This is a genomic window from Acinetobacter sp. BSP-28 (genome assembly GCF_044130285.1).
Classification (GTDB): Bacteria; Pseudomonadota; Gammaproteobacteria; order Pseudomonadales; family Moraxellaceae; genus Acinetobacter.
Genome location: NZ_JBIQOB010000003.1, coordinates 135904 through 158311, shown reverse-complemented (window position 1 = coordinate 158311; position 22408 = coordinate 135904). Strand labels below are relative to the sequence as shown.

The following is a 22408-nucleotide window of genomic DNA, read 5'->3' as shown; positions in this document are numbered from 1 at the left end:
CCGTATTTAACACTATTTTAAAGTCTTGTGGCAGTGTATATATGGGTAACTTAAGGATAATACGCTAAAGCTTGTCGCTTCACTTACTTCTTAATGTAAAGGTATTTCATGGATTTAACACAATTTAATGTATCAGTGCTTAAAAAATTTGATCGAACACTTGAGAACAATATTGAACAACTGGTTAATAAAGCACATCAAATAGAAGAAGACATTTCAACTGTTGAATTAAAAGGTATGCTCTGTGAAGCATTAGGGTTGAATGTATTAGATACTTACACCAATCAAATTGCAGATCAGGGTGAAGATATCCAAATCACATTCGCTTATATTTTGAAATGCCTATCGCTCTACCCTTTGCAAAATGAGATTTATCAAAATTGGAATAAACATGTTGCGCTATTCGACCAAGCTGAATTGATGGGTTTTTCAGAGCAAAGTATCGCTGAGTTGCATCGCTTTATTCAAAGCATTGTGGTCACAGGACATAAACATATCTATCTATCATTTGAAAAGATGAAACAACCTACTCATCTCATTATGTTGCTCTTAGTCCATCTTGATACGATCATTACTTTAGACAGCAAAATGGAACCACTATGCTTTAATCAGTTATTTAAATTTCAATTTAAAAACAATAAAAAGCGTTATAGCCCATCGAATATTTTTTCAGAATTTCTCGTCTATTTAGTGACTTCAATTTCAGTAAAAAAGCCTTTAGACGAAGTACCATCAATAAGCTCATTAGATAGTTATCCCATCAATAGACTGTTTGAAGAGCAATATGAAATAGATGAAAATGAAGACCATCCAAATATAAAAAAAATACGTCAACTGATTAAAAAAATGAGAGCTGAAGATCGATTTTGCTATTTAACAGATATCGACCTATTTTTTAAGTTACCTTGTGATGTTAGTGAACTCTTTAGCGATGAAAACTATGAAAAAGTTGCAGAATCGAATGCTCGCTTTTTACTTTCACGAACCATCAACGATGATGATTTCGTTGTCTTCAATGATATGAATGCACTGTGGCTCATTTACTACTTCCAATTCCTTGTCTACGAAGCTCAGAAAATAAATCCTCCTGAAGTTTTACAAGAACTCAGCTCTACCCGTGAGTTTATGGATTTATGGAAGATGTTCTATGTACCAAATGGGCTAAAGGCCACCTTTCAGTGGCCTGCCAAGTTTAATGAGGTTGCTAAAGCAACTTAGATATTATTGTAACGACCTGAACCGGAGGGGTTGCCTGTTTTGCTTGGCCATCCTGCTTCACCGATTTCTTCCAAGAAAAAATGAAAGATATTTATATAGTCTTCATCTGACAAAAAGGAAAAACATTTTTCTGGCTTAGCAGCTGAAAAATGTTTTTTCTTATACAAATTATATAGAACTCTGATCGGACTCTCATGCAAATTAATGATGAAACACACTGGATCCGCAACCCTCTCCTCAACATCTACGTGCATATCTAATTGTTGAACCGTTCTGAATACATTGATGAGTCCACCTAAACCAAGTTCAGGACGTGGATGCTTTAATAGAACAACTTTTTTCCCTAGTATAGCTTCCAATTCCGCAATACTGCTTACATGACGGTTTCGTGGATGATTAATAACGGTAGAATGATTCACATATATTCTGATTTCCATTTCTACTTCTACCCTTGTGGCAACTTGTTATATCGACCGCTACCTGAAGGATTCCCTGTGGTACTCGGCCAACCACCTCCGAAGCGAATCTCCTCAAAGAAATCTACTACATCTTCATAATCAATCTTCGACCACAAAGGATAGTCCACATGAGACTTTCTAATCTGTCGCCAAGCATTATCTTCAAAGGCACGACCAGAACTTGGGTTGAATTTATGCTCAGGACGAATGATAAAACTCCAATCATCCGTTTCTGTACCAATCTCAAGTCCGATATTTAAAACTTGAGCAGTTCTAAATACATTGATCACGCAACCAAGTCCCAGTGAATAAATTGGCTCTTTTAAAAGAACAACTAATGCTCCTAAGATATGTTCAACTTCAGCAACAGTTTTAGGCTCATACAAATATTTGCCATTTACTTCAGAGACCAATAATTTAATTTTCATATCGATCTCTCACTTCTTCGGTGGATTATTATCACGACCACCGCCTGAAGGATTCCCTGTGGTACTTGGCCAGCCTGCTTTACTCATTATGCTCTCCTTCATTAATGTAGATTCAGCTCCGTATCGAGCTGATACTTCAATTATGGAGAAGTTGTTTTTTCGATTTTGCCGGAAGTTAAGCAAATTGGATTAAAAATTAAACACATGTCATTATTCCATCATTTTTTAATCCGTTTCAAGCAAGACGATACCAATCACATTCTGCAGCCTGATTTGAATTACACGCTTTCTTTTTGGCTTTGCAATAAATAGGAAGCCCTTCGGTATAGTTGTAATTGTCACCGCTGTACTTACACAAAAAACAGCTTTTTACTGGAACTTTTTTCTCAACAGCCAGTTTTAGCTGAGAGATAAACATCTCTCCATGTGCATACCCCATAAGCACATTTGAATTTTCAAACTCCATATCAGTTTCAATAATATTGCTATATTCAATTTTCTCCTGATACCTCGCTAACTTAGCTTTGATATCTGACAGATATTCCAACCCTAACCAAGCCTTGCCAGAATCCCAAACAAGAAATAAGAAATAACGTTTGTGCATACATTTGCAGTCAGCATCCACAATAGGGGCACTTTCCTGATTGAACCCGATAAAGAGAGCATCGCTTTGTTGTAAATCTGCCTTATAGATTTTTTCGACATCCTCTTCGCAATCCAATGGTATTTCAATAATCCGTTTACCTGAACTTTCCTTTTTTTCACTCAGAAAATGAGTCACCGCAATTTCAATATAGATGCAGTCTTCAGCATTCGTTTGGCGAGTCAACAATAGATCTGGAATAAACTGGTCATGCCTCTTTTCGACGTGTATTTGTGAAAAATAGCTCGTTAGATCAAATCGTTTCTCGGTATAACCAAGATCACAGTGCTTGCGAATGGTTCTTTTAAATTTTTGGCACCTCTTAGGCACATGGAAAGTAATGTAAAACGGTTCATTTTCAGCTAAACATTTTTGATAAGTTTCAAAAAAAGTACGTTTACCCAAACGGTGTAAGTAAGTTTCACCATTACACTCTAGTACGGTTTTATGGGCAAAATGCGGTTTCTTGATCTTGCCATTCACCTTAGCAATTAAAGGATTGTCGCAGCCAAGGCAAATGTACTCAGATTTTTCTTCTTGTCCGACTAAATCAACTGCTTTGACGATTTCCCCATGCTCATTTTTTGCGTATTGATAACGTGCCATTCCCCCTCCAATTAACCTAACCCATCCACATTAAATAGTTATTTTCTTTCCCTTGCCTATAAGCCCACTCTGCTACCTTATGCGAGCGCTCTTTATCAGTCAAAAAACCAAGTACTGATATCCGATCTACGATAATTAAATCCTGTTCTTCGTTACGCTCCTGCCATTTATGCAAAAACTCTTCTGCCGCCAAAAAATTACTCTTCTTAGAATTGCATTTCGAATCAGCTAGTACAAAGTTATGTCCCGTATCAGATGGGTACATTGACCAAGGAATAAAATGATCGACTGCATAATTGCCTTTCCGCATCGGCTTATCGCAATAGAAGCATTTGCATTCTTGTAGTTCTACCAATACATTTGCCACTGCATTCAATTGATTCCGACTTGGCTCGAACATAAAGTGTTCAAGGTTTGGCAATTGATTCAAAATCGGGACATTACTGCTATTCCTACGAATATAGTCAATCCAACGTTTCTGACATAGTTCTTCAATGATCTCACTAAATTGTCGTAAGCAATACATCACTTGAGGTAAAAGGCTGAGTTGCTTTCCACACTGATCAAACTGATATAAAAACTCGAAGTTTTGACCATTCATATTTTGCAGGTAACGTACTGGCATATCTTTTACAGTACGTGCAACATCTTTGAGCAACTTCAACCAGACAAAAGAGTCTCGTCTCAATAACCCCAGAGATGAATAACTCTGTCTAAGTTCAATAATTCGATTAACAATAGCTGCTTGCTTACCATTATTTTGATTTAAGATGAGTTGCCCTTCATAATTGAAGACATATGGCACAGCCTGCTTCCAATACAGTTCAATAAACTTTTCAGCGATATCTGTATATTCAAGTGGTAGATTCTCACCTGTGTCAGCACCCTTCTCGATAGCTAATCGGCTCAGACTAATCAGTAATGCAAATTTATAGGTACTACTAAAACTACCTGACTGTAAAATCAGCTGAATATTTTTCAGAAATTTGAGTTGTTCTTGTGCTGTAGGAATAAATTCAGGCATGTTTTTTCCAAAGCAGATTAAGCCATTTTTCTTGTCGATCAGGTCGCTTATCTACAGTAATCCAGTGTTTTAATACCGTAACCGCATGCAACTGATCTAATAATGCCTTGGCTTGTTGTTCATCTAAATCAGTAAATACCCTTCCATTTTTTTCTCGATCTGTTACACCGTATTTAAAAGACATATAGCAGATACCGCCACGGCGTAATGCAGCTTTAATACGCTTTAAAACATCAGGGAGTCGGTTTCGATCACAATGCAATAAAGATGCACATGCCCATACTCCATCATAAATATCTTGTATATCGATATCATAAAAACTTTGCTTCTGAACAGCGATACCAGTTAGTTGAGTCGCCTTTTCGACCAATACTTCAGAATAGTCGATGGCATCAACTTGATAGCCTTTATTTTTAAAAGCCAAAGTGTCACGCCCTGAGCCACAGCCTAAATCCAAGATCCGTGCAGATTCTGGTAACTCAGCTACAAATGGCTGATACAGTGTTTCCATATCCACATGTAACGTGGCTTGTGCAAACTCATCCGCAAATTGATTGTAATAATCTATTGTTTTCATTCGTAATACTTAGGCTTAAACTAAGCTTAGTCTACTAAAAAACAAAAAAATAAGGGAGCAAATGCTCCCTAGATTTTTAGTCAAATAAATCAGCCCTTACTTCATCCAAATCACGATCTGACTTGAAACGATTACATATAGGATGAATAATTGCTCCATTTTCTAGAATGCCGTAGCCACCTTCTGCTTTCGATTCTCGATGATCTACTTCAGTCGATTCAAGGTATAGAGCGCTATCACATACTTCGCAATAGCTCCATGTTTTCTTTTCCTCACGTTGATACACATTTCTTTTGGTAGCGAGTGAAAAATTTATAGGTTTTTTCTTCTTTGATGGTCTTACTGATTTCACAAAGCTCACAACATCATCAACAATGCTCTCATCATAATCGCCACCAAAACGTTCAAGGTAAAAATCGTTAAAATTAATATAATCAAATGATTGACTCATCGAAAGAATGACGGTGTTCAAACAAACTTCATCTTCAAAATCTAAATCCATATTTAGTCCAATACAGATAAAGGCTTGATACACGTTCTTCAATCGCTCATGTGATCTGATCCCGCTACCAAACTTACCTACAGTTTCTTTGATCGCCACAGGAATTTTTTCAATTAAACTTTCAACACCACGGCGTGCTCGGGTAAAACCAATAAAATCTAACTTCTTATTCTGTATTTCAAAACAATCTTCTTCAATTTCAAAGACTATAGAGAACCAAGCCAAAAAGGATGTAACTTGAAAACGATTATCTTTATAAAAATATAGTTTTGGGTGTAAGCCCAAACTTGGAATCCGAATACTAATTGCTGGTTTAGCGATACGACACAGCACAACTCTAAGTTTTAGCATTAAATTTTCTACACGTTGACCTTGGTCTATACTCACAGTATTCTGACAAGTATCACCAAACATGATATTCAGGAGCTCATTGACCAAGCCTATTTTTTTACCGTGTGCTAAATCCGGCTCTAAAAGTATTATCTTAAAGAGATGATCGTGAATTTGCTCACCCAAAGTGATCACTTCATTTATCCGCTCGTAATTCAGTTCAGCCAAGTTGGATTTATTATCGTTTATATAACAACACGCATAAATCACATAAAAAGCATCACTCCCCCTATTCTGTAAATGAGACTCCTCATCTGGATCTAATCGTTTCGTATCCGAATTGATTGAACAAAAGGCTTTTCGAGCTTCCTCAGGTGTCCCAATTACTTGAATAAAATTAATTTTGGTTGATTTTAATTTTTGCTGAAACTCAGAATCACTCGATAATTTTTGAAAATCAGCTAATCCACCTAATCGATTACGAATCTGACGAATATCTCGTTTTTGTGATGCCGTAAATTTCGGAGCTCCTACTACCTGCTCATCAATAAAGAATCTTTTGATCCAAGCATAAATAATTGAAATCCTGTGCCCACCATCGATGATATAAATATTGCCAGCGGCATCCTTCCAATAGCGAATGCATAAATTAACATTACGATCATTCAAACAATCTAGAATAAACTCCTCAATTTCATCAGGGCTCCAACATTCTGTGGAACGTTGATTGTCTGCCTTATATAATTTTTCTAGGATCTCATGCTGTGCGAAATCATAAAGCGATATTTCAAAGTTATGGTGCAAATTTGAGTGTGACATTTCTTCAAGCAACATCATTTTTCTTTGAATAATATTGGTTAATAGCTTAGTACGGGCCATTTTATTTTCTCTAGGCAATACTTCTCTAGATCTCGTAAGATTACGAAATTTATAAAAGTAAAATTATTTAGATATGACTAAAATTTATTTCAAAAATTTTATTCTTTAAGAACAGAAGAAATGGCTTGGAGAAAATAAGGGATATTATAGAAAGTGTTCATGTTTAGTTCCTGTAGTAATTTATTACAAACAAGCTTCCAACTTTTCCACGAGATGGAGGCAAGCCAAACAGGGGTGGAAATACCGTACTACAGAAGACGGCCAGTCAAAGACTGCCCTGCTTGGCCTACCATTACGATAGACTAAACATAGTAAACGCAAAAAACCGCTAAAGCGGTTAACTGCTTCTGTAGTAAATTCAGGTTTCCACGCCTGGTTACAGATTTTGCTGTAACGTGTATTTATATTATGTGCATAAAATCAATTGGTCAAATTTTATGATCAATAAACAATCAATTGATTTTAAATAAACGATTTAATTCTGATAAAACTGTTGCTCCAATCAGATATGGGCTTTATTTATAAAATTAAATCTAATTACCTAACCAAGTTGTAAGGCTCATTATTCACATGTATTTGAATAGACTGACATCCTGCAGTTTCAATATTTCTTAATGCATTTTGAATTGCAAAATCAAGACTTTCCGCTTTTCTTACAAACTCTAAATATAAGTCATTATTGATTGAACATAATAAAGCATCATCACAACCTGCTTCAAATAACCGATCCTCAACACAATGATGTGACGCTTTTAAATCCTTGATATAAATTGTAAATTCAAAATTCTTTATTGTACTATTCATCATTTATTCCTCTTTTAGAACAAAAGTCATTTATGACTATTGCAATAGGCTCAAGCAAGCATTTTATTTAGATCTTTACCTATTTAAAACAAAATCAGCTCATGTTATCTTTCTGATAAGGTTTAGGAGGCCATTTGAAACTACAAATCTTGTCTGACACACATAATTCAGAATATCAATTATCAAAAGAGGTAGATCTTATCATTCATGCCGGGGATTTTTCGAATCGCCTAAGTGGTGCTATTGAATTTGCAGAAAAATGTAAAAACCTGAATAAGAACTTTATTTTTGTTTTAGGTAATCATGATTATTACTGCTCAAACTACGATTTAGTCGTGGATTTCTTAAAAGAAAACTATCCTCAAAATGCCTTGCTTGATGACAACTATATCAAGATACAGGATAAAATATTTGTTGGCGGTACATTGTTTACGAACTTTCGTTCCAACTCTCCCCTTACATCTCCTAACGTACTTTTACAATCCAAAAAAGATGCTGAACAATCTATTTATGATTTTAATCAAATCATGATTGGCAATGATAATCGAACTATAACTGCTGATGACTACATAGCATTATTTAAACGATATCATCAAAATATTATGCAATTTAAGGGGCAAGATAACGTGATTGTCATAACTCATTTCCCTCCTCATTTAGCCTGTCTTGATCCGTATTGGGGTAATCATCCCATTGCATCAGCTCTCAACCCCTATTTTATCAATGACCTAGATGTTAAAGGCTTTAAACTATGGATTTCAGGACATACACATACATCAGTGGATACTATAGTCGATGGATGTAGATTAGTGATCAATCCTTTAGGGTACCCACAAGAGCAAGGAAAAAATGGGTTTAGAGAAAATTTGATCATCGATATTTGAATAGACATATTTTTCTTAAACCTTTTAAAGCATCAGATCAATCAATTTTCGAATTTTCTGCAATACTCATAATTAAGCATCAGCTCTATCAAAACCCGAAAAAATTGATGTCCTATAGTGTCTGTGATACCTAATAGTACAGTTAGGACTTTTAAACACCAATTAAGGTATTTAAGGCATTTCTGACAGGTTGCTTTAAATTTTAAGAAAAAAATCATCAATGATGCATAAAAGTTCTCTACGATGGAATATCAGAACGAGAACCTTATATTTTATGTGGCAACAGGTGGCCATGCAGACATACTACAAAGCTTTTCTAAACTTTAGTTCGTAGGCTCTAGTTAGTATAAAATTGCATAACACCAGTAAAATTTTATGGAAAAAAATGAGAAGACTAATAGATTTTCAAAATGCAGAACAAAGATCACGCCCAATTATTGAGGTTATACCTATGGTATTTGACAACAACCAAGCGATGCAACGTATTGTATCACATCATTTAAAACGTATAATTCATCAACATAGAGATGAACTACAAAAGCTTGCATATAAGTAAAGCTCATTATCCACCTTTAAATATTCATACCTACATTTAGCCACTTTTCTCCACCACATCAATTTATTTCAAATTTTCTGTGATACTGATAATGAAACTTCTACCACATCTAAACCAGGAGAAAATGATGTCCATTCATTTAGACTTAGATAATGAAAGAAGGAATCAACTTGCAAATGAAATGCTTAGTGATCTAATCGAGATTGCCAAACTTAAAGGTATGGCTATTAAAAAAATGAAAGCAGATCAAAATGGTGTTTTTTATGTAGAACAGGAAATATCAATTGACGACTTACTCAAGCAATTTTGAACTCTGCTCATTGAAACAACATAAAGTGCTTGAATTTTATATTTAAAAGCTTAACCAAATTGTATCACCTGTAGATGCGTACATAGCTTCAGCAGTTTCTTTTAACACATCACTATCATCCGTTTCCATTGATAGTTCATCACATGCAGGATACCTACTGTCGCTTGTGGAAAATAAGCTAGATTGAACAGTAGCACCATGCTGCATAAGTCTAGTTCTATCTTGCCTTAAAAGCTGTACACCACGGTAGCTAGCACGCATTTGATTTAGAGCTTGAAGACGCCTTTCATTTGTAGTCATTATTATTTTTCTCGACACCATTCATCTCCTTAATTTTTATCTATAATTAAGACTAACAAATTCCAACATAAATAGAAATTGGTAATAATCTAATTACCCCGAAGAATCACAGGGATCAAATAAAATTCACGCAATGTTTTAAAAAAATCAATCCTCTAAAAACTCCATCATATCTTGATCAGTTCTGACGATTTTCATAGGAAGTTGATTAGTTGCATTTAGTATCAACCTGAGATAATTATCTTTTATTATTTCATCTTGCTGCTTTTTTACTGCGGATTCAGCGGTTATGTTTGCACTCTCTTTAGAAACAATCCGATCTACCATAATATTTACCTTACTTTACAGATTGCTCAATCTTCAACACTCTGATACGAAGACGAACTATTCATAAAAACATGCCCTCTTCTGAATGCTAATTCTTGAGTAATTTCTTGATCAGCCATACTGGTCTCGCCGTGATTTTTTATGTACTCAAATCTTTTCTGCATAAATGCTCGCTCTCGCTCTTGAACGTTGGAATTCACCTCCGTATTTTCCACTTGACGAGTAGCTATATAATTATAAGTAATGACTCCGCAAAATACGATGAGAAAAAAACTGAGTTGCCTCTTTACACCTCTACTCACAAATAATCCTTTCATATCCAGTTAATACTGAAGTTATCATCTACTCGTGCTGATGAATTTAAAAACTATAACGGATGACACACTATAAAAGTTCATTACTCATCCCTAGGGTTAAAATCTTTAAATTCATCAGCATTGCTAGCAAATTCAGCAAAAAAGTTATGCCATGCAAATAATGACTCTAATTCCTGTTTATTTTGAATCGGTTTAGGCAACTCATATCCAATGATCCAGTATGGTGCTTTACAGCAAACATGCTCAGGTATAAGGACTTGCTGTAAGGCTGTTTCAGCACTTAAAAAATATAAATTATCGTTTAAGTGGACAATATTCCCTTGTAAAGCTTCTTGAATACAATGATCTACATCTATATACGTAAGCTTCATTTAGTCCACCTCTATTTTTAGTAATTGAATTTCCGAACCTGTTAAATTATTTAACGCTGTCATCATTATTTCAATTGCATTACACCATTTGACAACTCTTATATACTACCTAAAAAAATTCAAACAATTGATTGATTCAAAATTTCAAAACACAAACTATGTGAAGGTGAGTGGAAACGTAAGAAACATCAACCTGAATATCGACGTCAATGGCGCAAGCTCCACATTGGAATAGATGCTAAAACTCTGCAAATACGGACTGTACAGCTCACAACGAATAATATCAGTGACTCACAAGCCCTTGGTGGTTTGCTAAATCAAATTCCATCTGATGAGCAAATTGAATCCATCTATACCGATAGATACTATGATACGAAATACTGCAGACAGGTGATTGTAGATCGTCAGGCACATGCTTTTATTCCGCCAAGAAAAAATGTAAAACCATGGAAAGACAAGAAATTGAGATCTTTAGAGAGGAATGAATTATTAAAAACAGTCAAACCTCTAGGAAGAACGTTTTGGAAAAAGTGGTCAGGTTATCATCGAAAAATTTTGATAAAAACTAAGATGGGTTGCATCAAATTATTGGATGAGTTGTATCTCGAATTTATATTTTTAGAATAATTCCATCTTTCTAATCTTTATGCAACCACACCACTTAGGTTTTTAATAATATCCTATTGAATGAATTAAAAACCAGAATTATCATTTTTAAAAAATCAAATAAAAGCATTAATAAATTAAAATTAACTCTTTAATCAGCTTTCTACAACCATTAAAAACTTCTTTATTAAAGATTAATATTCAATTTAATTAATCATTTTTATACCAATAAAACATATTATTCAAATAAATAATAATTCTAGATAATTTTAACGTAGATTTAATATGACAGCACTTATCAAGAAGATTTCTATTTCTACCTAAAATCACTCAAAAAAAGCTAAAAATGGGGGTGGGATTTTCACCCTTAATTACCCCATTTTTGAGCGATAAAAACTCAGTTTTCTGCAAATACAGGCTAGGAAAAACAAAGTTGTAAAATCAAAAAAAATATCCATCTGTTTTCAATGTATTTTTTTTGATAAATTTCCGTTCATATGCTCAACATCTGATAGAGCCCTTGAGCAATCTTTTTTTATACTCTCGGCACTCTTTCATCTTGTAAAAGATACTTTGCAACAGCATCTTTTGAATAAAATGATTATCTTTGGGTATTTTCTTATTACGGATTACATATTTTTTTATTTTCACTTCTCCGATTTTAATAGTATCAAATTCATTCCAATCAGGTTGATCCCACTCTAAATTGGATGAATATTCTGGATAAACTTTCTTAATAAATTCTATGAATTTTTGATAATCAATCAAGTCATTTTTAGATGATGCCTTAAAGTTTAAAATAGGACGATCTTTTTCAAGTGAAATTTTATTTTCTAAACAATCAAAGAAATTTTTAAGGTCTTTCCGGATTATATTTTTATTTAATTTAAAAGGTTGATCAATCTGATAAAGAGTAGACCATGTCACCATTTTCTTCCAAGTAAGACCGATAAGATTCTCATGATTAGCATCATTTTTTACCTGACTTGTATAGAGAGAAAATGGCTCACTGATCGATTGAATGAACTTCAATATTTCAGGATCAATCGTTGCTTGTTCTTTTTTTTCCGACCACTTCTGGTATTCATCTAAAAACGTTTCACGGTATAAAAACACTTCCTGCTGTTGAAGCAGCTTCTGCTTTTTCTTATTCTTTAATAAATCAGTTTGAGGATTATTTTCTTTGAGCTGATAAAATTTCTTCATCGCTTTTAAAATGTCTCTTTCATTCGACTGAAATTCAATTTTGAAGCCGCGACGCATCAGCTGACTATCGGATAATAATGCCTTAATCAATTGAGGTGAATATTCACGGTTTGCTTGATAAAACATGTCAGCAATCAAGATATTCAGATGATGCAGATAATGTCTTGCAGTTATCCGAATGTCTTCATGCCCCATCAGATGCGCGAGTCGAGACCAGGCCTGAGCACTACACAATGAAGCATCCTTAATATTGGGTAAAATGTGCTTTTTAAGCTCACGCCCAAACTCAGAATCATAGTCAGTAAAACAACGTACCAGTGCTATGCTGCCTTTTAAAAGAATAGCCAAATGTGAAGCGGCACTATGCCTGAAAGCATGAAAGGTATATTGATGATCGTTTGTCCCCAATACGGCATTAAATAGCTGCTGGGTAATTTTTGATAAATTTGTACTAGATAAAGGTTGTTCACCCAGCATAAAGAGTTGTTTGGTTTTTCTTTTGCAGACTGCTGCAGCCGCTTTAGAGCTAGGTAACAGGTTTTGATAAAAACGACAGAATCCTGTGAACTCGTCCGATGCTAAAAAATAAGCCAAATCAAACTGACGGGTGGCATTGTCACTTTTCAGACCACGCTCAGAATTCAGACGAATCCTGAGGGTTAGATCATCGATATCACCTGTTGTTTTTGTCATTTTCTGGTCAGATCGATCGTCTTTATGCTGATCTAAAGCGGCTTCAAATACATAATAAAGCTGCAGATTGTCAGGATGTTTTCTTAGCTTTGGAGATACAAAATCATCGATACAAATTCCGACAGCCTCATCAATACGCAAGCCCAGTCTAAATGCTAGTATATAGACCCATTTTAGACATGTTGCATCCTGCTCAGTCAAACCCAAAGCTTCTGGGTATTCTCTAAGAATCCGTATCATCAATTGAAACATCTGCGGACTAATGAGCCTGGTTTTTAAAAACAAACCGTCACTTTGACGTTCATATAAATATTGCACGATCGGTGCACGATGTTTCTTGACTAAGTATTGGTGGAAAGCTTTCAGCCGATCAAAGGCATAACCCGAGGTATTGTGTTTTTTATGGTTGTTGGTTTTAGCAGTCGTTTTATGTTTTTTCTGATCATTCAGTAGTTTTTCTTCAACAATCGTGCAGTACATTTCCTCAAACTGTTCTTCAGTAGTTGTATCTAAATTGATCTGTTGTTCTAGAACATAACAAAGTAAGTCAAGCACGAAACTACTATAGTAACGCTTGATCGTGGAGACTTTAATAGCTGCTTTCCCCTGATAAGCAAATTCGTTTTTTAACCACTGACACACACGTAAATGTGCAATAGCCACTACATAATCTAGGTACTCGCCATTTCCAGCCTCATACGCAGATTTATAGTCCTCAGATTTTTGGATGCTTTCTTGGAGTTGATCCGCAAGCTGTTTGGGTTTGATATCCTGATGAAAAGATAAAAGCCAGGATTTCAGCTCATGACGTTGACCGGTTCGTCGATCATGAAATGTTTTGACTGTAACTGTAGGCATCTCCAATTCTAAAAATTGGTTATTCTTGCCAAGATTTCTAATTCTGGTCTGAATGGTTTTCCAGTTATCGGGTTGATCATAGAGCTGTGTATGTTGTCCATAGATTAAAGGGGAAGTGATGATTTGATTAGTCAGCACACTAGTACTTAACACATCCAGATCAGGAATCTCTTGCCATAAAACATAATCCATATGTTTAAAAACAGTAAAACCAGTTTTTTCCAGACCTTTTAAAAATAGTTGAACATGATGATCAAATTGTACTTCCTCAGGCAATTTTTTAGAGGCTTTCTCCTCCCCCGTATCCTTCTTCTTCAGATTCAGTACACTGTCGAAATGCGTCTTGAGTTTTTCTAACAATAGGTCTTCGCGCTGAATCGGAACTTCAGTTTCACTGCATTCCCAGCACTGTAATGGTGACGTGTTTTGTAATATATACGCTTGTGGTCCATTGAGTAGTTGCTGGATCCGTCTATAGCATAGCATCACAAAGGCATTGAAATAGATATGCTGAGTTTGCCATAACTCCGTCTCTTCTTCGCCATGCTGACGATAGATGTTGCCATACTTTGTCGAGGGCAAAGTGTAAGAAAAAACATAAGCATTCTGGTAATTTGAATAGATAGGGAGCAAGCCACTATCGAGGTTCATTTTAAAAATCGCATCATGAATGGCCAACAGCCGTTCAGATTGAATGCATCCTTGATCAAAAATTAATGAAATACACATACATTCAAACAAGGTATTCACTAATTTTTGTTGCTCTTTAACTGTAGATTCTAAAAGGATGCCTTGGATTTGTTGTGTGAGATAATCCGCCCAATTCACATAAAATTTTTCTTTTACCTTGGCGAGCATAGTGCCCTGTTGTAATTTGTAACCAGAAAAAATATTGTCCAGACGTTTAGGTGTGTAGACTATCCAATCGGGCGACTTAATCTGATAGCTCTCGGCATAGCAAGGGTAATCCTCTTGCCACTGCTGGTTTTTCTCCTTACAAATTTGTTTCACTTGTTTAAAACAGAATTGAAGGTATTCTACAGCCTTGTCCTTAAATTTGGGTGTTTGGCAGAGTTGCTCTAAAACTGCTCTATAGATATTAAACTTGTCCAGAATTTGTTGATCGAGCAGCTCAAAATCAATTTGAGCAAGGTCAGAATTTACATCTATATATGTAGCAGTAATCAACTGAGAAATTTCCTTAAAAATGTCGGTGATCCCACTTTTAATGGCATTTTCTAATTGAACTTCGATTTGTTTATCAAGCACGGTATGATCCTTTAAATTACTTCAAGCTTTGCGATTTCTAGTTCGTTGAGCAAGCTTTCAACTTGTTGCTGAATGTCGTGTTTGTAGAGATAAGGGCTTAATCCAGAAATGTGACTGAATCCCATTGTCTGTTTGTCATGGGCATACAGCGTATTGTGAATGTCACCACTGAGATCAAGATGATTTTTAGTGAAATGCCTTGGCCAGTTTTTATAAATCTGCACAGTCTCTTTGAGGTAATGCGTGACAAAATCAGCAGACATCGGCTGTAGCTCCAAATGCTCCACGACTTCCGCAAGATTCACTGGACCTTTCTTAGACTTGATACGAGGATATGAGATGACATAGAGTATAAAACCATCGCTTTCTAGTTGCGCTTGCAAACTTTTTATCCCAAGTGATTCGATGGTTTGCGTCAGATATTTTCGATACGCATTGAAATGATCCTGCCAGTAGCCTGTAACAGGAACAGGACGTCCTACTTTTCGTGAATCAGTTTTTTTATCATGCACGTAAAGTAGTTGTGCCTTAGGATCGTAATGTTTCAGTAACCCCGGCATGCCGACTATTGGACGCACCGTCAGGCAAATTAAGGAAAGATGCCACATCCAAATGCTGTAAGCATTCAGCTTCTCGATCCGATTCGCTTGAGCATTCGCTAATGTGTTTTTGACAAAACGATAAAGCTTATTAAAAAATTCACTCGCGGCTTCTATAGTCCAGCAGCGCTGACTGCCGATACGTTCTTTTCCACGATGAAAAATATGACCAGGGTGTTCATTCTCAACCCATGGATCACCTTTTCTACGATCTAATAGAACATTGATATAGCCTTGAAAATTCTGGTCGATTTGATCGATCTGACGCCCTTCATAGTTCCATTGCACGATATGACGGGTATCCCGATTGGCCAGCAAATGTGCGATCAGGTTATCACCAGTCTCCATATCCAGATGGAAATAGATTTGCCGCTCTAACATCCCGCAAGTGATTTCACCAATCTGATGCTCTTTAAAGACTTCCCGCAAAAAATTATTGTATTTAATCGCACAAAATTCACGTCGCTCTAAGTTCTCTAGAGTCTTTAAACTAGTAATCCAAGGTTCTGGTATACGCCATTCCAAGGTTAAGGCCTGGTTGTAACGCTGGGTTTTCTCCCGCATGGCACCTGAATGATTGGCATTGAGCTTGGGATCGATCACCCAGTAATAATGGATGACTTTGTTAATTGATTTTTCTTTGATTCTGCCACTCTCAATCAAATCCTCAATCTTTTGAAAGACCGTTGGATTCAGACCCGTCAAAAGACACATCAGACCACACACAGCTAAAGATGATTGATATGGATCAATGCTGATCTTTTCTTGATAACATTCCTGCAATAGCTGATAGGCCTGATGCAGTAAGCTGGGTTTCAGATAAAGTGGATTCGTTTTATAGGGTAAGTCACGTCGCTGAATGCGCTTTTCCTGTTTTTCAAGCTGTTCCTGATTTTTCTGCTGGTCATCAGAGAAAATCCCCTTCTCCCGTTTAGCTATCTCATCCTGTTCAGGATCAACAACATTGGCCTCTGTATCCTGTCCATTATCATCATTCTCCAAATCAAACGATGATGTGCCTGAATCAGATTTATAGGTCATGCCCTTTTTAATATCGTTAATTAAAGCCTGAACATTGATTGCTGTTGAATTTAATTTACTATTGATGAGCTCATTACACACAATAATGAATTGTTGAATATAGCGGCCGAGATTAAGCTGTTCAAAATCATTTTTTATTGTTTTGCGCTCTAAAAGAGTTTTTAAATCATTGGCATTAAATTCATCCGTAGCTTGGAGTTTTCGTGTGACTTTTTTATACAGCAGTTTATTTTTATTTTTCTCAGTGTTCGAAAATTGCTTTTGCAAAAGAAGTTTTAAATTATAAGATACTGTATTGATTTTATTTTTGTTTTTACACTTATGTAAAATAACCCGTCTTTCATCCTTTTCAGTCTGAGACTCTAACCAGATTATTTCCTTCAGTATTTCACACAAGACTGCAGTACAAAGATAGGAATAGATGAATACTTCTTTTTGTTGGTCGCTTAGTTCTCCTATAGATGCACTTATAGACCATTGAGTTAAGCCTGCCAATAATTTCTGTTGTGTCACCATCCGATTATTTTTAATCACCACACGGATATCGTGAGCAGCACAATACAACTGCTGGGCCTGCTGATCTTGTACCAAGAGATGATTCAAAATTTGTTTTTTTTCGCTCAGAGACTGATTGACCCAGAATTCTAATAGTTGAATCTGTTTGTCTAGATCTGAAAATTCATTCGTTTCATTCATAAAATCACCATAATTTTTCAGGGTAAAAATTGAAATTTAGGTTTTGCTCTAACTTGAGGTTCAAGGCTTTATGCAACTTGAAGTATTTTTTATAGGTGCTGGCACTCAATTGAACACAACGCTGTGGATGTCTATCTATCCTCATATGTTGAGATAACTGCAGAACCAAGGCATCGGACAATTGAGTAAAAAAACAGCTAAAAAGCACGGCGTGTATCTGTTTATGTTTGTGCTTTGGGATCTGCTTAATATCTAGAGAAATGTTTTGGATTAACCATTTCAGGATCTCAAATTCATTATTCACTTGATTGGCTCTAGCATCCTTTTTCAAGGTTTTTTTGATATAAACATCCAGCTTGTTTTTTAAATTCAATATAAATACATGAATAAAATCTGGTAAATCTAATATCAAAACTGCTCTGAGTTTCGTCAGGACTTCAAATGATTTTTTTTGCATGTTCAATATTTTTCTATCTTCACAATCTCACCTAATACTGACCTTGCAGGCTCTTATATATTCTCAAAATATTGAGTTTTCAAAGGTGAAAAATAGTTAGAATTAAGCTTTAAAGCCGTCTCATACATTCCGAATGAACTCTCAGTTAGCCTTTAGATTTACCTAACTCGGTAAGCAGTCTAGTGAATAGATATGAGCAATTAGCCCATACCATCTTCAAAATCAGTCTTCTTTTAAGCAAGCAAATTTGTAGACTTCCGCCTTACTCCAACGAAGAGTACGTCCATGTCTAATAGGATTAATTGGGCCATTTTCATATAAAGCCCACTTACGTAAAGTCTGTTCTGCATACCCTAAAAGCCTAGCTGTCTCTCTAGTGGTCAATAAAAGCCGATCATCTGTAATCGGCTTATGTTTATGCTTAAACGTCATTTTTTTCTCTTTAGGATGATTTATAGTTATAAAAACATATTCCGAAGGGGATAGAAAAGAAGTATAATTTTAAAATAAATTTACCCCAACTTTAGTATGGAGTAGCAAAATTTGGGACGCAGAGCTCGTGGTATTTTGGAATATGCCAAAACAATTACTTGGTATGATTATTTATTCAATGAAGCTAAAAAATTGAAGGATTTAAAAATAACAAATGAATATCAGTTTTATAAATTCATGTATTCAAATTCTAGATATTCACCTGAAGATAAATTATTTAAAAAATATAAATTTGGTTTATCTACACCTCAAAAATCATGGAAAGAGAGCTCTGAGAAAAATATACCTAGTGCAACCGATATTATTGAACATCCCATTTGGAATATTGAAAACACAGAATACAATTCAGATAAAATTATAAGCGAAATGCAAAATTTAACTTTAGGTATTCGCAAACATGTAATATGCGAAGGAGTATATACTCCACAACCAATATCATATTCAATATTAAAAAAAATCGCTTCCTTCCATGATCTTGATGCTATTTATGCTATTTATCTTTTATATCAATGGGGATTAATTATTAATAATTATCAATTATGTAACTATTGTGCTGAAGCTCTTGAAAAAAACTTAGAAACTTTCTTATTAAATATTAGCTATCTGTATAGATCTCACATTTTTTTGTTCGACATAATTTTCGATAAAATCAGAAAAATATCTTATCAAGGCCTGACTAAAGCTGAAGTCACAAATATAAATTGGCGCCTGCTAAGAGCTAAAACTTGGATCAGTGATATTCGAATGAACTCATATGTATCCGAATATAATTTGAGTAAAAATTCTGTTATATCTAAAAAATTAGAAAATAAAGAAATTTATATTTCTTCTACTGATTTTTTTATATTGAATTCGACATTTGCTACTGTAGCAAATAATACAATATCACTTAGCTATAACGAATTTTTTTCTTCTCGTATCATATTGTATTCTCCCCCTAAGTAAAACGGACACTCACAATTAACACCTAAACATAAAACTAGAGTGAAGGAGTGTCTAATATCTCTACCCAACGTCGCAAACGTTATACAGGTCAAGAAAAAGTACAGTTTTTTCTATGACTATGCAATCTGGATCAAATGCTAGTCATTGGAAAATTAAGCGAATGAAATTTACAGAGAGAAATAAATTATTGAAAATGCTAAATCGTCTACGGAGAAGCATTTGGACAAAATTGTCTAAGGTATCAACGGCGTAACTTGGTTGAAACAAAGATGCATTGCAGCAAATTATTAGGCGATAAACTCAGTGCTAGGGATTTTGACAGTCAAGTCAAAGAGATTCATACACGTGTGACAGTTTTAAATAAATTTACGATATTAGGCCGCCCCATACCCACATTGTCACTTGAATTAGAGTACCTACAGAAAACTCTATCTTTAAATCCTTTGTTTATCAAAACCAATTGAAAATAATGTTGATTCATTTCGCTTACCATTTGCTTACCAGAATCTAAAAACAAAAAAACCACTTACGATTAGTACACGTAAGTGGTTGATTTATATGGTGGGCCCAGACAGACTTGAACTGTCGACCAACGGATTATGAGTCCGCTGCTCTAACCAACTGAGCTATAGGCCCTTATAAGCTGAATTTGTTATATATCAACAAGTTCAAGCGAGGCAATACTAACGAAGATTTTTTCAAAAAACAAGCATTTTTGCTGTTACTTGCACAGTAACACAACAATTCCTAGGCATATTTTAAAGAGCGATTATTTTTCCCCTAAACTCAGTTCCACACTTCTGCGCGCAAATTGTAAATTTTATAGCTAAAGGCCTTTATAGCAAGTGTTTGGAACAATCAAACGAGCTATGGCAATCCCCATATTTCTCCCTAATAAATTATGAAAAATGAACAATATTTGAGAAAATATAAAACTTTAAAAAGAGAATAATCAAGCTGCCAGTTTACACAGGCAACCTTTTAAATGAATCACGATTGAATCTTAATTTTTTTGAAATTTACATCATGTGAAAAGATGAATATTTTATACTTAAAAAGTATTACTTTAATTTTTATTTAGATTGCGAAAAAGTATTTTTAAAATCTCAATAATAAAGTTTTTTAAGCTTCGACTGCAGATCAAGGCTAAAAACTGCTTTCTTTTTGCTCTTCAATGCGAATTTCGATTAAAGACCATACAACAACGAGCAAAAACAAACAAAACGCTAATAGAAAAGTCAAAACATACATCATTCTTTTCAATCCTCATTAAACATATGCCACTTCGAGCCATGTGTTTAAACAACTTTATCTTCGACAAAAGTCTAATAGGTATTTTCTCATATGAACAGCCATTACTTAGTCTTAATTTGTATGACTTGATATTTTTTATGTCTTTAATTTTAAGGTTTAATATATAAAAACAATTAATACACATATTTTTATCAACTATATCAAGCGTATTTATTTGGTTGTTTTTAATTCATTAGTACTTGACTATAAATACAAACAGGCAGAAATTAGCCCACTTTCGTATTGCCAAATATCCCCACATCCATGTTAAAAAAATTTATTGGTGAATCCGCATTTAAGCTTGCAGGATGGAAATATCATGTTGAACCAGATGTACTTGAAAATAAGCAGGTTATTGTCGGATTTGAACATACTTCCATGATGGATGCCGTGCTTTCACTCGCGCTATTCCAGATTTATGATATTAAAATTCATACCCTGATTAAAAAAGAATTGTTTAAAGGCCCTATGAAACCTTTATTAGAGGCTATCGGCGGAATTGCTGTCGATCGAAAAGCAAATAAAGATATTGTTTCGGTTATGGTCGAGCATTTTCAGCAGAATGAAAAATTCAATCTGGTAATTGCACCTGAAGCGACCCGCGCAGAACGCGGTGAAGCGCGCAAACCGATTCGTACAGGCTTTTGGCATATCGCCAAAGCAGCCGGCGTACCTATTGTTTTAATGTATGCAAACTCTAGAACCAAGCAAGGCGGAATTTTCGGCAAGATCTATCCAACCGAGCTGGATCATGACTTGGCATTGATGAAAAAACTGTATAAAGAAAATGTCGGTTTGGATATTGTCATTCCAGAACCTAAAAACATTTCCGAAGATAAAAACTAAATAGCATTTGTTTAAAAACTCAAAACTGAGCCCTTTCTTAGAAAAAAGGGCTTATGGTAGAATTTGCACAATCTGATAGGCATAAGGCCAATCTACAAGGAGCATATTTCGCATGGCGGGTCATTCCAAGTGGGCTAATACTAAGCATCGTAAAGCAAAACAAGATGCGAGCCGCGCTAAAGTATTTACAAAATTCATTCGTGAAATTGTTACAGCTGCCCGTTTAGGCGGTGGTGATGTTGCATCTAACCCACGTTTACGTGCTGTCGTTGAAAAAGCATTAGTCGCAAATATGACACGTGATACCATCAACCGTGCTATTCAACGCGGTGTTGGTGGTGAAGAAAATGCTGACTTAAAAGAAGTCACTTATGAAGGTTATGGCGTAGGCGGTGTTGCTGTTATTGTTGAAACAATGACGGATAACTTAAACCGTACTGTGCCTGATGTTCGTCACTGTTTCTCTAAAACTGATGGTAACTTAGGTACTGCTGGCTCAGTTGCTTATATGTTTACTAAACGCGGCGAGATTACTTTTGAAGATGTTTCTTTAGAAGACAAAATCATGGACATCGCTTTAGAAGCGGGCGCAGAAGACATCGAAGTTGATGAAGATGAAATTCTGGTCATCACTACTCCTGAAACATTTGGTGAAGTTCAAGATGCATTAACAGCAGCAGGCTTAAAATCTGATAATGCTGAAGTTGTGATGAACCCTTCAACTAAAGCGTTAATTTCAGATGTTGATCAAGCGAAAAAAATCATAAAAATGATTGATATGTTTGAAGATCTTGATGACGTTCAAAACGTTTATACCAACGTTGAATTCACAGAAGAAGTATTGGCTCAATTAGATGATTAATTCTTTTTCTG

General features: G+C 35.2%; 20 protein-coding genes, 1 tRNA gene and 2 pseudogenes. 8 read left to right on the top strand and 15 right to left on the bottom strand.

Annotated features, from left to right (window positions below):
- Positions 1-108: 108 nt before the first annotated feature.
- Entirely contained in the window at positions 109-1218 is a 1110-nt protein-coding gene (locus ACE01R_RS03325) for a hypothetical protein (RefSeq protein WP_395546081.1), read from the top strand.
- Here the strand turns inward: ACE01R_RS03325 and ACE01R_RS03320 are convergent.
- From ACE01R_RS03320 to ACE01R_RS03290, 7 genes are all read right to left on the bottom strand, one after another.
- Positions 1215-1655: a hypothetical protein gene (locus ACE01R_RS03320; RefSeq protein WP_395546080.1), complete on the bottom strand. Its 441-nt coding sequence runs from the start codon at positions 1653-1655 to the stop codon at positions 1215-1217. The genes ACE01R_RS03325 and ACE01R_RS03320 overlap by 4 nt on opposite strands.
- A gap of 8 nt (positions 1656-1663) precedes the next feature.
- Positions 1664-2104, bottom strand: coding sequence for a hypothetical protein (locus ACE01R_RS03315; RefSeq protein WP_395546079.1), 441 nt, complete (start codon positions 2102-2104; stop codon positions 1664-1666).
- Positions 2105-2339: 235 nt separating this feature from the next.
- Positions 2340-3353: a competence protein CoiA family protein gene (locus tag ACE01R_RS03310; RefSeq protein ID WP_395546077.1), complete on the bottom strand. Its 1014-nt coding sequence runs from the start codon at positions 3351-3353 to the stop codon at positions 2340-2342.
- A 16-nt stretch (positions 3354-3369) separates the two neighbouring features.
- On the bottom strand, positions 3370-4377 hold the full coding sequence (locus ACE01R_RS03305; RefSeq protein ID WP_395546076.1) for an HNH endonuclease domain-containing protein: 1008 nt from the start codon (positions 4375-4377) through the stop codon (positions 3370-3372).
- Positions 4370-4954, bottom strand: coding sequence for a class I SAM-dependent methyltransferase (locus tag ACE01R_RS03300; protein ID WP_395546074.1), 585 nt, complete (start codon positions 4952-4954; stop codon positions 4370-4372). Before ACE01R_RS03300 ends, ACE01R_RS03305 begins: the two co-directional genes overlap by 8 nt.
- A 76-nt stretch (positions 4955-5030) precedes the next feature.
- Entirely contained in the window at positions 5031-6665 is a 1635-nt protein-coding gene (locus tag ACE01R_RS03295; protein ID WP_395546072.1) for an HNH endonuclease, read from the bottom strand.
- A gap of 537 nt (positions 6666-7202) precedes the next feature.
- Complete coding sequence (locus tag ACE01R_RS03290; protein ID WP_395546071.1) at positions 7203-7472, bottom strand: hypothetical protein; 270 nt, start codon at positions 7470-7472, stop codon at positions 7203-7205.
- Positions 7473-7603: 131 nt separating this feature from the next.
- Here ACE01R_RS03290 and ACE01R_RS03285 point away from each other — a divergent pair, with 131 nt between their 5' ends.
- On the top strand, positions 7604-8353 hold the full coding sequence (locus tag ACE01R_RS03285; RefSeq protein WP_395546070.1) for a metallophosphoesterase: 750 nt from the start codon (positions 7604-7606) through the stop codon (positions 8351-8353).
- Between the two features lie 683 nt (positions 8354-9036).
- Entirely contained in the window at positions 9037-9219 is a 183-nt protein-coding gene (locus ACE01R_RS03280) for a hypothetical protein (RefSeq protein WP_395546069.1), read from the top strand.
- 42 nt (positions 9220-9261) lie between these two features.
- Here ACE01R_RS03280 and ACE01R_RS03275 read toward each other — a convergent pair whose 3' ends face one another.
- From ACE01R_RS03275 to ACE01R_RS03265, 3 genes are all read right to left on the bottom strand, one after another.
- On the bottom strand, positions 9262-9540 hold the full coding sequence (locus ACE01R_RS03275) for a hypothetical protein (RefSeq protein WP_395546068.1): 279 nt from the start codon (positions 9538-9540) through the stop codon (positions 9262-9264).
- 126 nt (positions 9541-9666) lie between these two features.
- Positions 9667-9846, bottom strand: coding sequence for a hypothetical protein (locus ACE01R_RS03270; RefSeq protein WP_395546067.1), 180 nt, complete (start codon positions 9844-9846; stop codon positions 9667-9669).
- A gap of 397 nt (positions 9847-10243) precedes the next feature.
- Complete coding sequence (locus tag ACE01R_RS03265) at positions 10244-10534, bottom strand: hypothetical protein (RefSeq protein ID WP_395546066.1); 291 nt, start codon at positions 10532-10534, stop codon at positions 10244-10246.
- Positions 10535-10690: 156 nt separating this feature from the next.
- Between ACE01R_RS03265 and ACE01R_RS03260 the strand changes: the two are divergent.
- Positions 10691-11131: pseudogene (locus ACE01R_RS03260) on the top strand (IS5 family transposase); the annotation flags it as partial.
- Between the two features lie 510 nt (positions 11132-11641).
- Here ACE01R_RS03260 and ACE01R_RS03255 read toward each other — a convergent pair.
- The 4 genes from ACE01R_RS03255 to ACE01R_RS03240 all read right to left on the bottom strand — a co-directional run bounded on the left by ACE01R_RS03255 (position 11642) and on the right by ACE01R_RS03240 (position 18391).
- Positions 11642-15166, bottom strand: a complete 3525-nt coding sequence (locus ACE01R_RS03255) for a hypothetical protein (protein WP_395546065.1) — start codon at positions 15164-15166, stop codon at positions 11642-11644.
- Between the two features lie 11 nt (positions 15167-15177).
- A complete protein-coding gene (locus tag ACE01R_RS03250; protein ID WP_395546064.1) occupies positions 15178-17343 on the bottom strand; it encodes a hypothetical protein in 2166 nt (721 codons plus the stop codon).
- Positions 17344-17506: 163 nt separating this feature from the next.
- Positions 17507-17959, bottom strand: coding sequence for a transporter (locus ACE01R_RS03245; RefSeq protein ID WP_395546063.1), 453 nt, complete (start codon positions 17957-17959; stop codon positions 17507-17509).
- Between the two features lie 222 nt (positions 17960-18181).
- A complete protein-coding gene (locus ACE01R_RS03240) occupies positions 18182-18391 on the bottom strand; it encodes a helix-turn-helix domain-containing protein (RefSeq protein ID WP_395546062.1) in 210 nt (69 codons plus the stop codon).
- 111 nt (positions 18392-18502) lie between these two features.
- On the opposite strand from ACE01R_RS03240, the gene ACE01R_RS03235 reads away from it, so the two are divergent.
- Together ACE01R_RS03235 and ACE01R_RS03230 are read left to right on the top strand one after the other, a co-directional pair.
- The gene (locus tag ACE01R_RS03235; protein WP_395546061.1) at positions 18503-19396 is read left to right on the top strand and encodes a hypothetical protein; all 894 of its coding nucleotides are present in this window, start codon (positions 18503-18505) and stop codon (positions 19394-19396) included.
- Positions 19397-19529: 133 nt separating this feature from the next.
- Positions 19530-19782 (top strand): annotated as a pseudogene (locus tag ACE01R_RS03230) (IS5/IS1182 family transposase); the annotation flags it as partial.
- 173 nt (positions 19783-19955) lie between these two features.
- Here the strand turns inward: ACE01R_RS03230 and ACE01R_RS03225 are convergent.
- A tRNA-Ile gene (locus ACE01R_RS03225) sits at positions 19956-20032 on the bottom strand.
- A gap of 921 nt (positions 20033-20953) precedes the next feature.
- Here ACE01R_RS03225 and ACE01R_RS03220 point away from each other — a divergent pair.
- Both ACE01R_RS03220 and ACE01R_RS03215 read left to right on the top strand, forming a co-directional pair.
- Complete coding sequence (locus ACE01R_RS03220; protein WP_395546060.1) at positions 20954-21535, top strand: 1-acyl-sn-glycerol-3-phosphate acyltransferase; 582 nt, start codon at positions 20954-20956, stop codon at positions 21533-21535.
- 112 nt (positions 21536-21647) lie between these two features.
- The gene (locus ACE01R_RS03215; protein WP_395546059.1) at positions 21648-22397 is read left to right on the top strand and encodes a YebC/PmpR family DNA-binding transcriptional regulator; all 750 of its coding nucleotides are present in this window, start codon (positions 21648-21650) and stop codon (positions 22395-22397) included.
- The last annotated feature ends 11 nt before the right edge of the window (positions 22398-22408 follow it).

Coding starts and splice junctions, on each gene's coding strand:
- ACE01R_RS03310 (WP_395546077.1), bottom strand. CDS start 3,353: ATGGCACGTTATCAATACGCAAAAAATGAGCATGGGGAAATCGTCAAA.
- ACE01R_RS03275 (WP_395546068.1), bottom strand. CDS start 9,540: ATGGTGTCGAGAAAAATAATAATGACTACAAATGAAAGGCGTCTTCAA.
- ACE01R_RS03220 (WP_395546060.1), top strand. CDS start 20,954: ATGTTAAAAAAATTTATTGGTGAATCCGCATTTAAGCTTGCAGGATGG.
- ACE01R_RS03280 (WP_395546069.1), top strand. CDS start 9,037: ATGTCCATTCATTTAGACTTAGATAATGAAAGAAGGAATCAACTTGCA.
- ACE01R_RS03215 (WP_395546059.1), top strand. CDS start 21,648: ATGGCGGGTCATTCCAAGTGGGCTAATACTAAGCATCGTAAAGCAAAA.
- ACE01R_RS03270 (WP_395546067.1), bottom strand. CDS start 9,846: ATGGTAGATCGGATTGTTTCTAAAGAGAGTGCAAACATAACCGCTGAA.
- ACE01R_RS03300 (WP_395546074.1), bottom strand. CDS start 4,954: ATGAAAACAATAGATTATTACAATCAATTTGCGGATGAGTTTGCACAA.
- ACE01R_RS03265 (WP_395546066.1), bottom strand. CDS start 10,534: ATGAAGCTTACGTATATAGATGTAGATCATTGTATTCAAGAAGCTTTA.
- ACE01R_RS03290 (WP_395546071.1), bottom strand. CDS start 7,472: ATGATGAATAGTACAATAAAGAATTTTGAATTTACAATTTATATCAAG.
- ACE01R_RS03305 (WP_395546076.1), bottom strand. CDS start 4,377: ATGCCTGAATTTATTCCTACAGCACAAGAACAACTCAAATTTCTGAAA.
- ACE01R_RS03295 (WP_395546072.1), bottom strand. CDS start 6,665: ATGGCCCGTACTAAGCTATTAACCAATATTATTCAAAGAAAAATGATG.
- ACE01R_RS03315 (WP_395546079.1), bottom strand. CDS start 2,104: ATGAAAATTAAATTATTGGTCTCTGAAGTAAATGGCAAATATTTGTAT.
- ACE01R_RS03240 (WP_395546062.1), bottom strand. CDS start 18,391: ATGACGTTTAAGCATAAACATAAGCCGATTACAGATGATCGGCTTTTA.
- ACE01R_RS03245 (WP_395546063.1), bottom strand. CDS start 17,959: ATGCAAAAAAAATCATTTGAAGTCCTGACGAAACTCAGAGCAGTTTTG.
- ACE01R_RS03325 (WP_395546081.1), top strand. CDS start 109: ATGGATTTAACACAATTTAATGTATCAGTGCTTAAAAAATTTGATCGA.
- ACE01R_RS03320 (WP_395546080.1), bottom strand. CDS start 1,655: ATGGAAATCAGAATATATGTGAATCATTCTACCGTTATTAATCATCCA.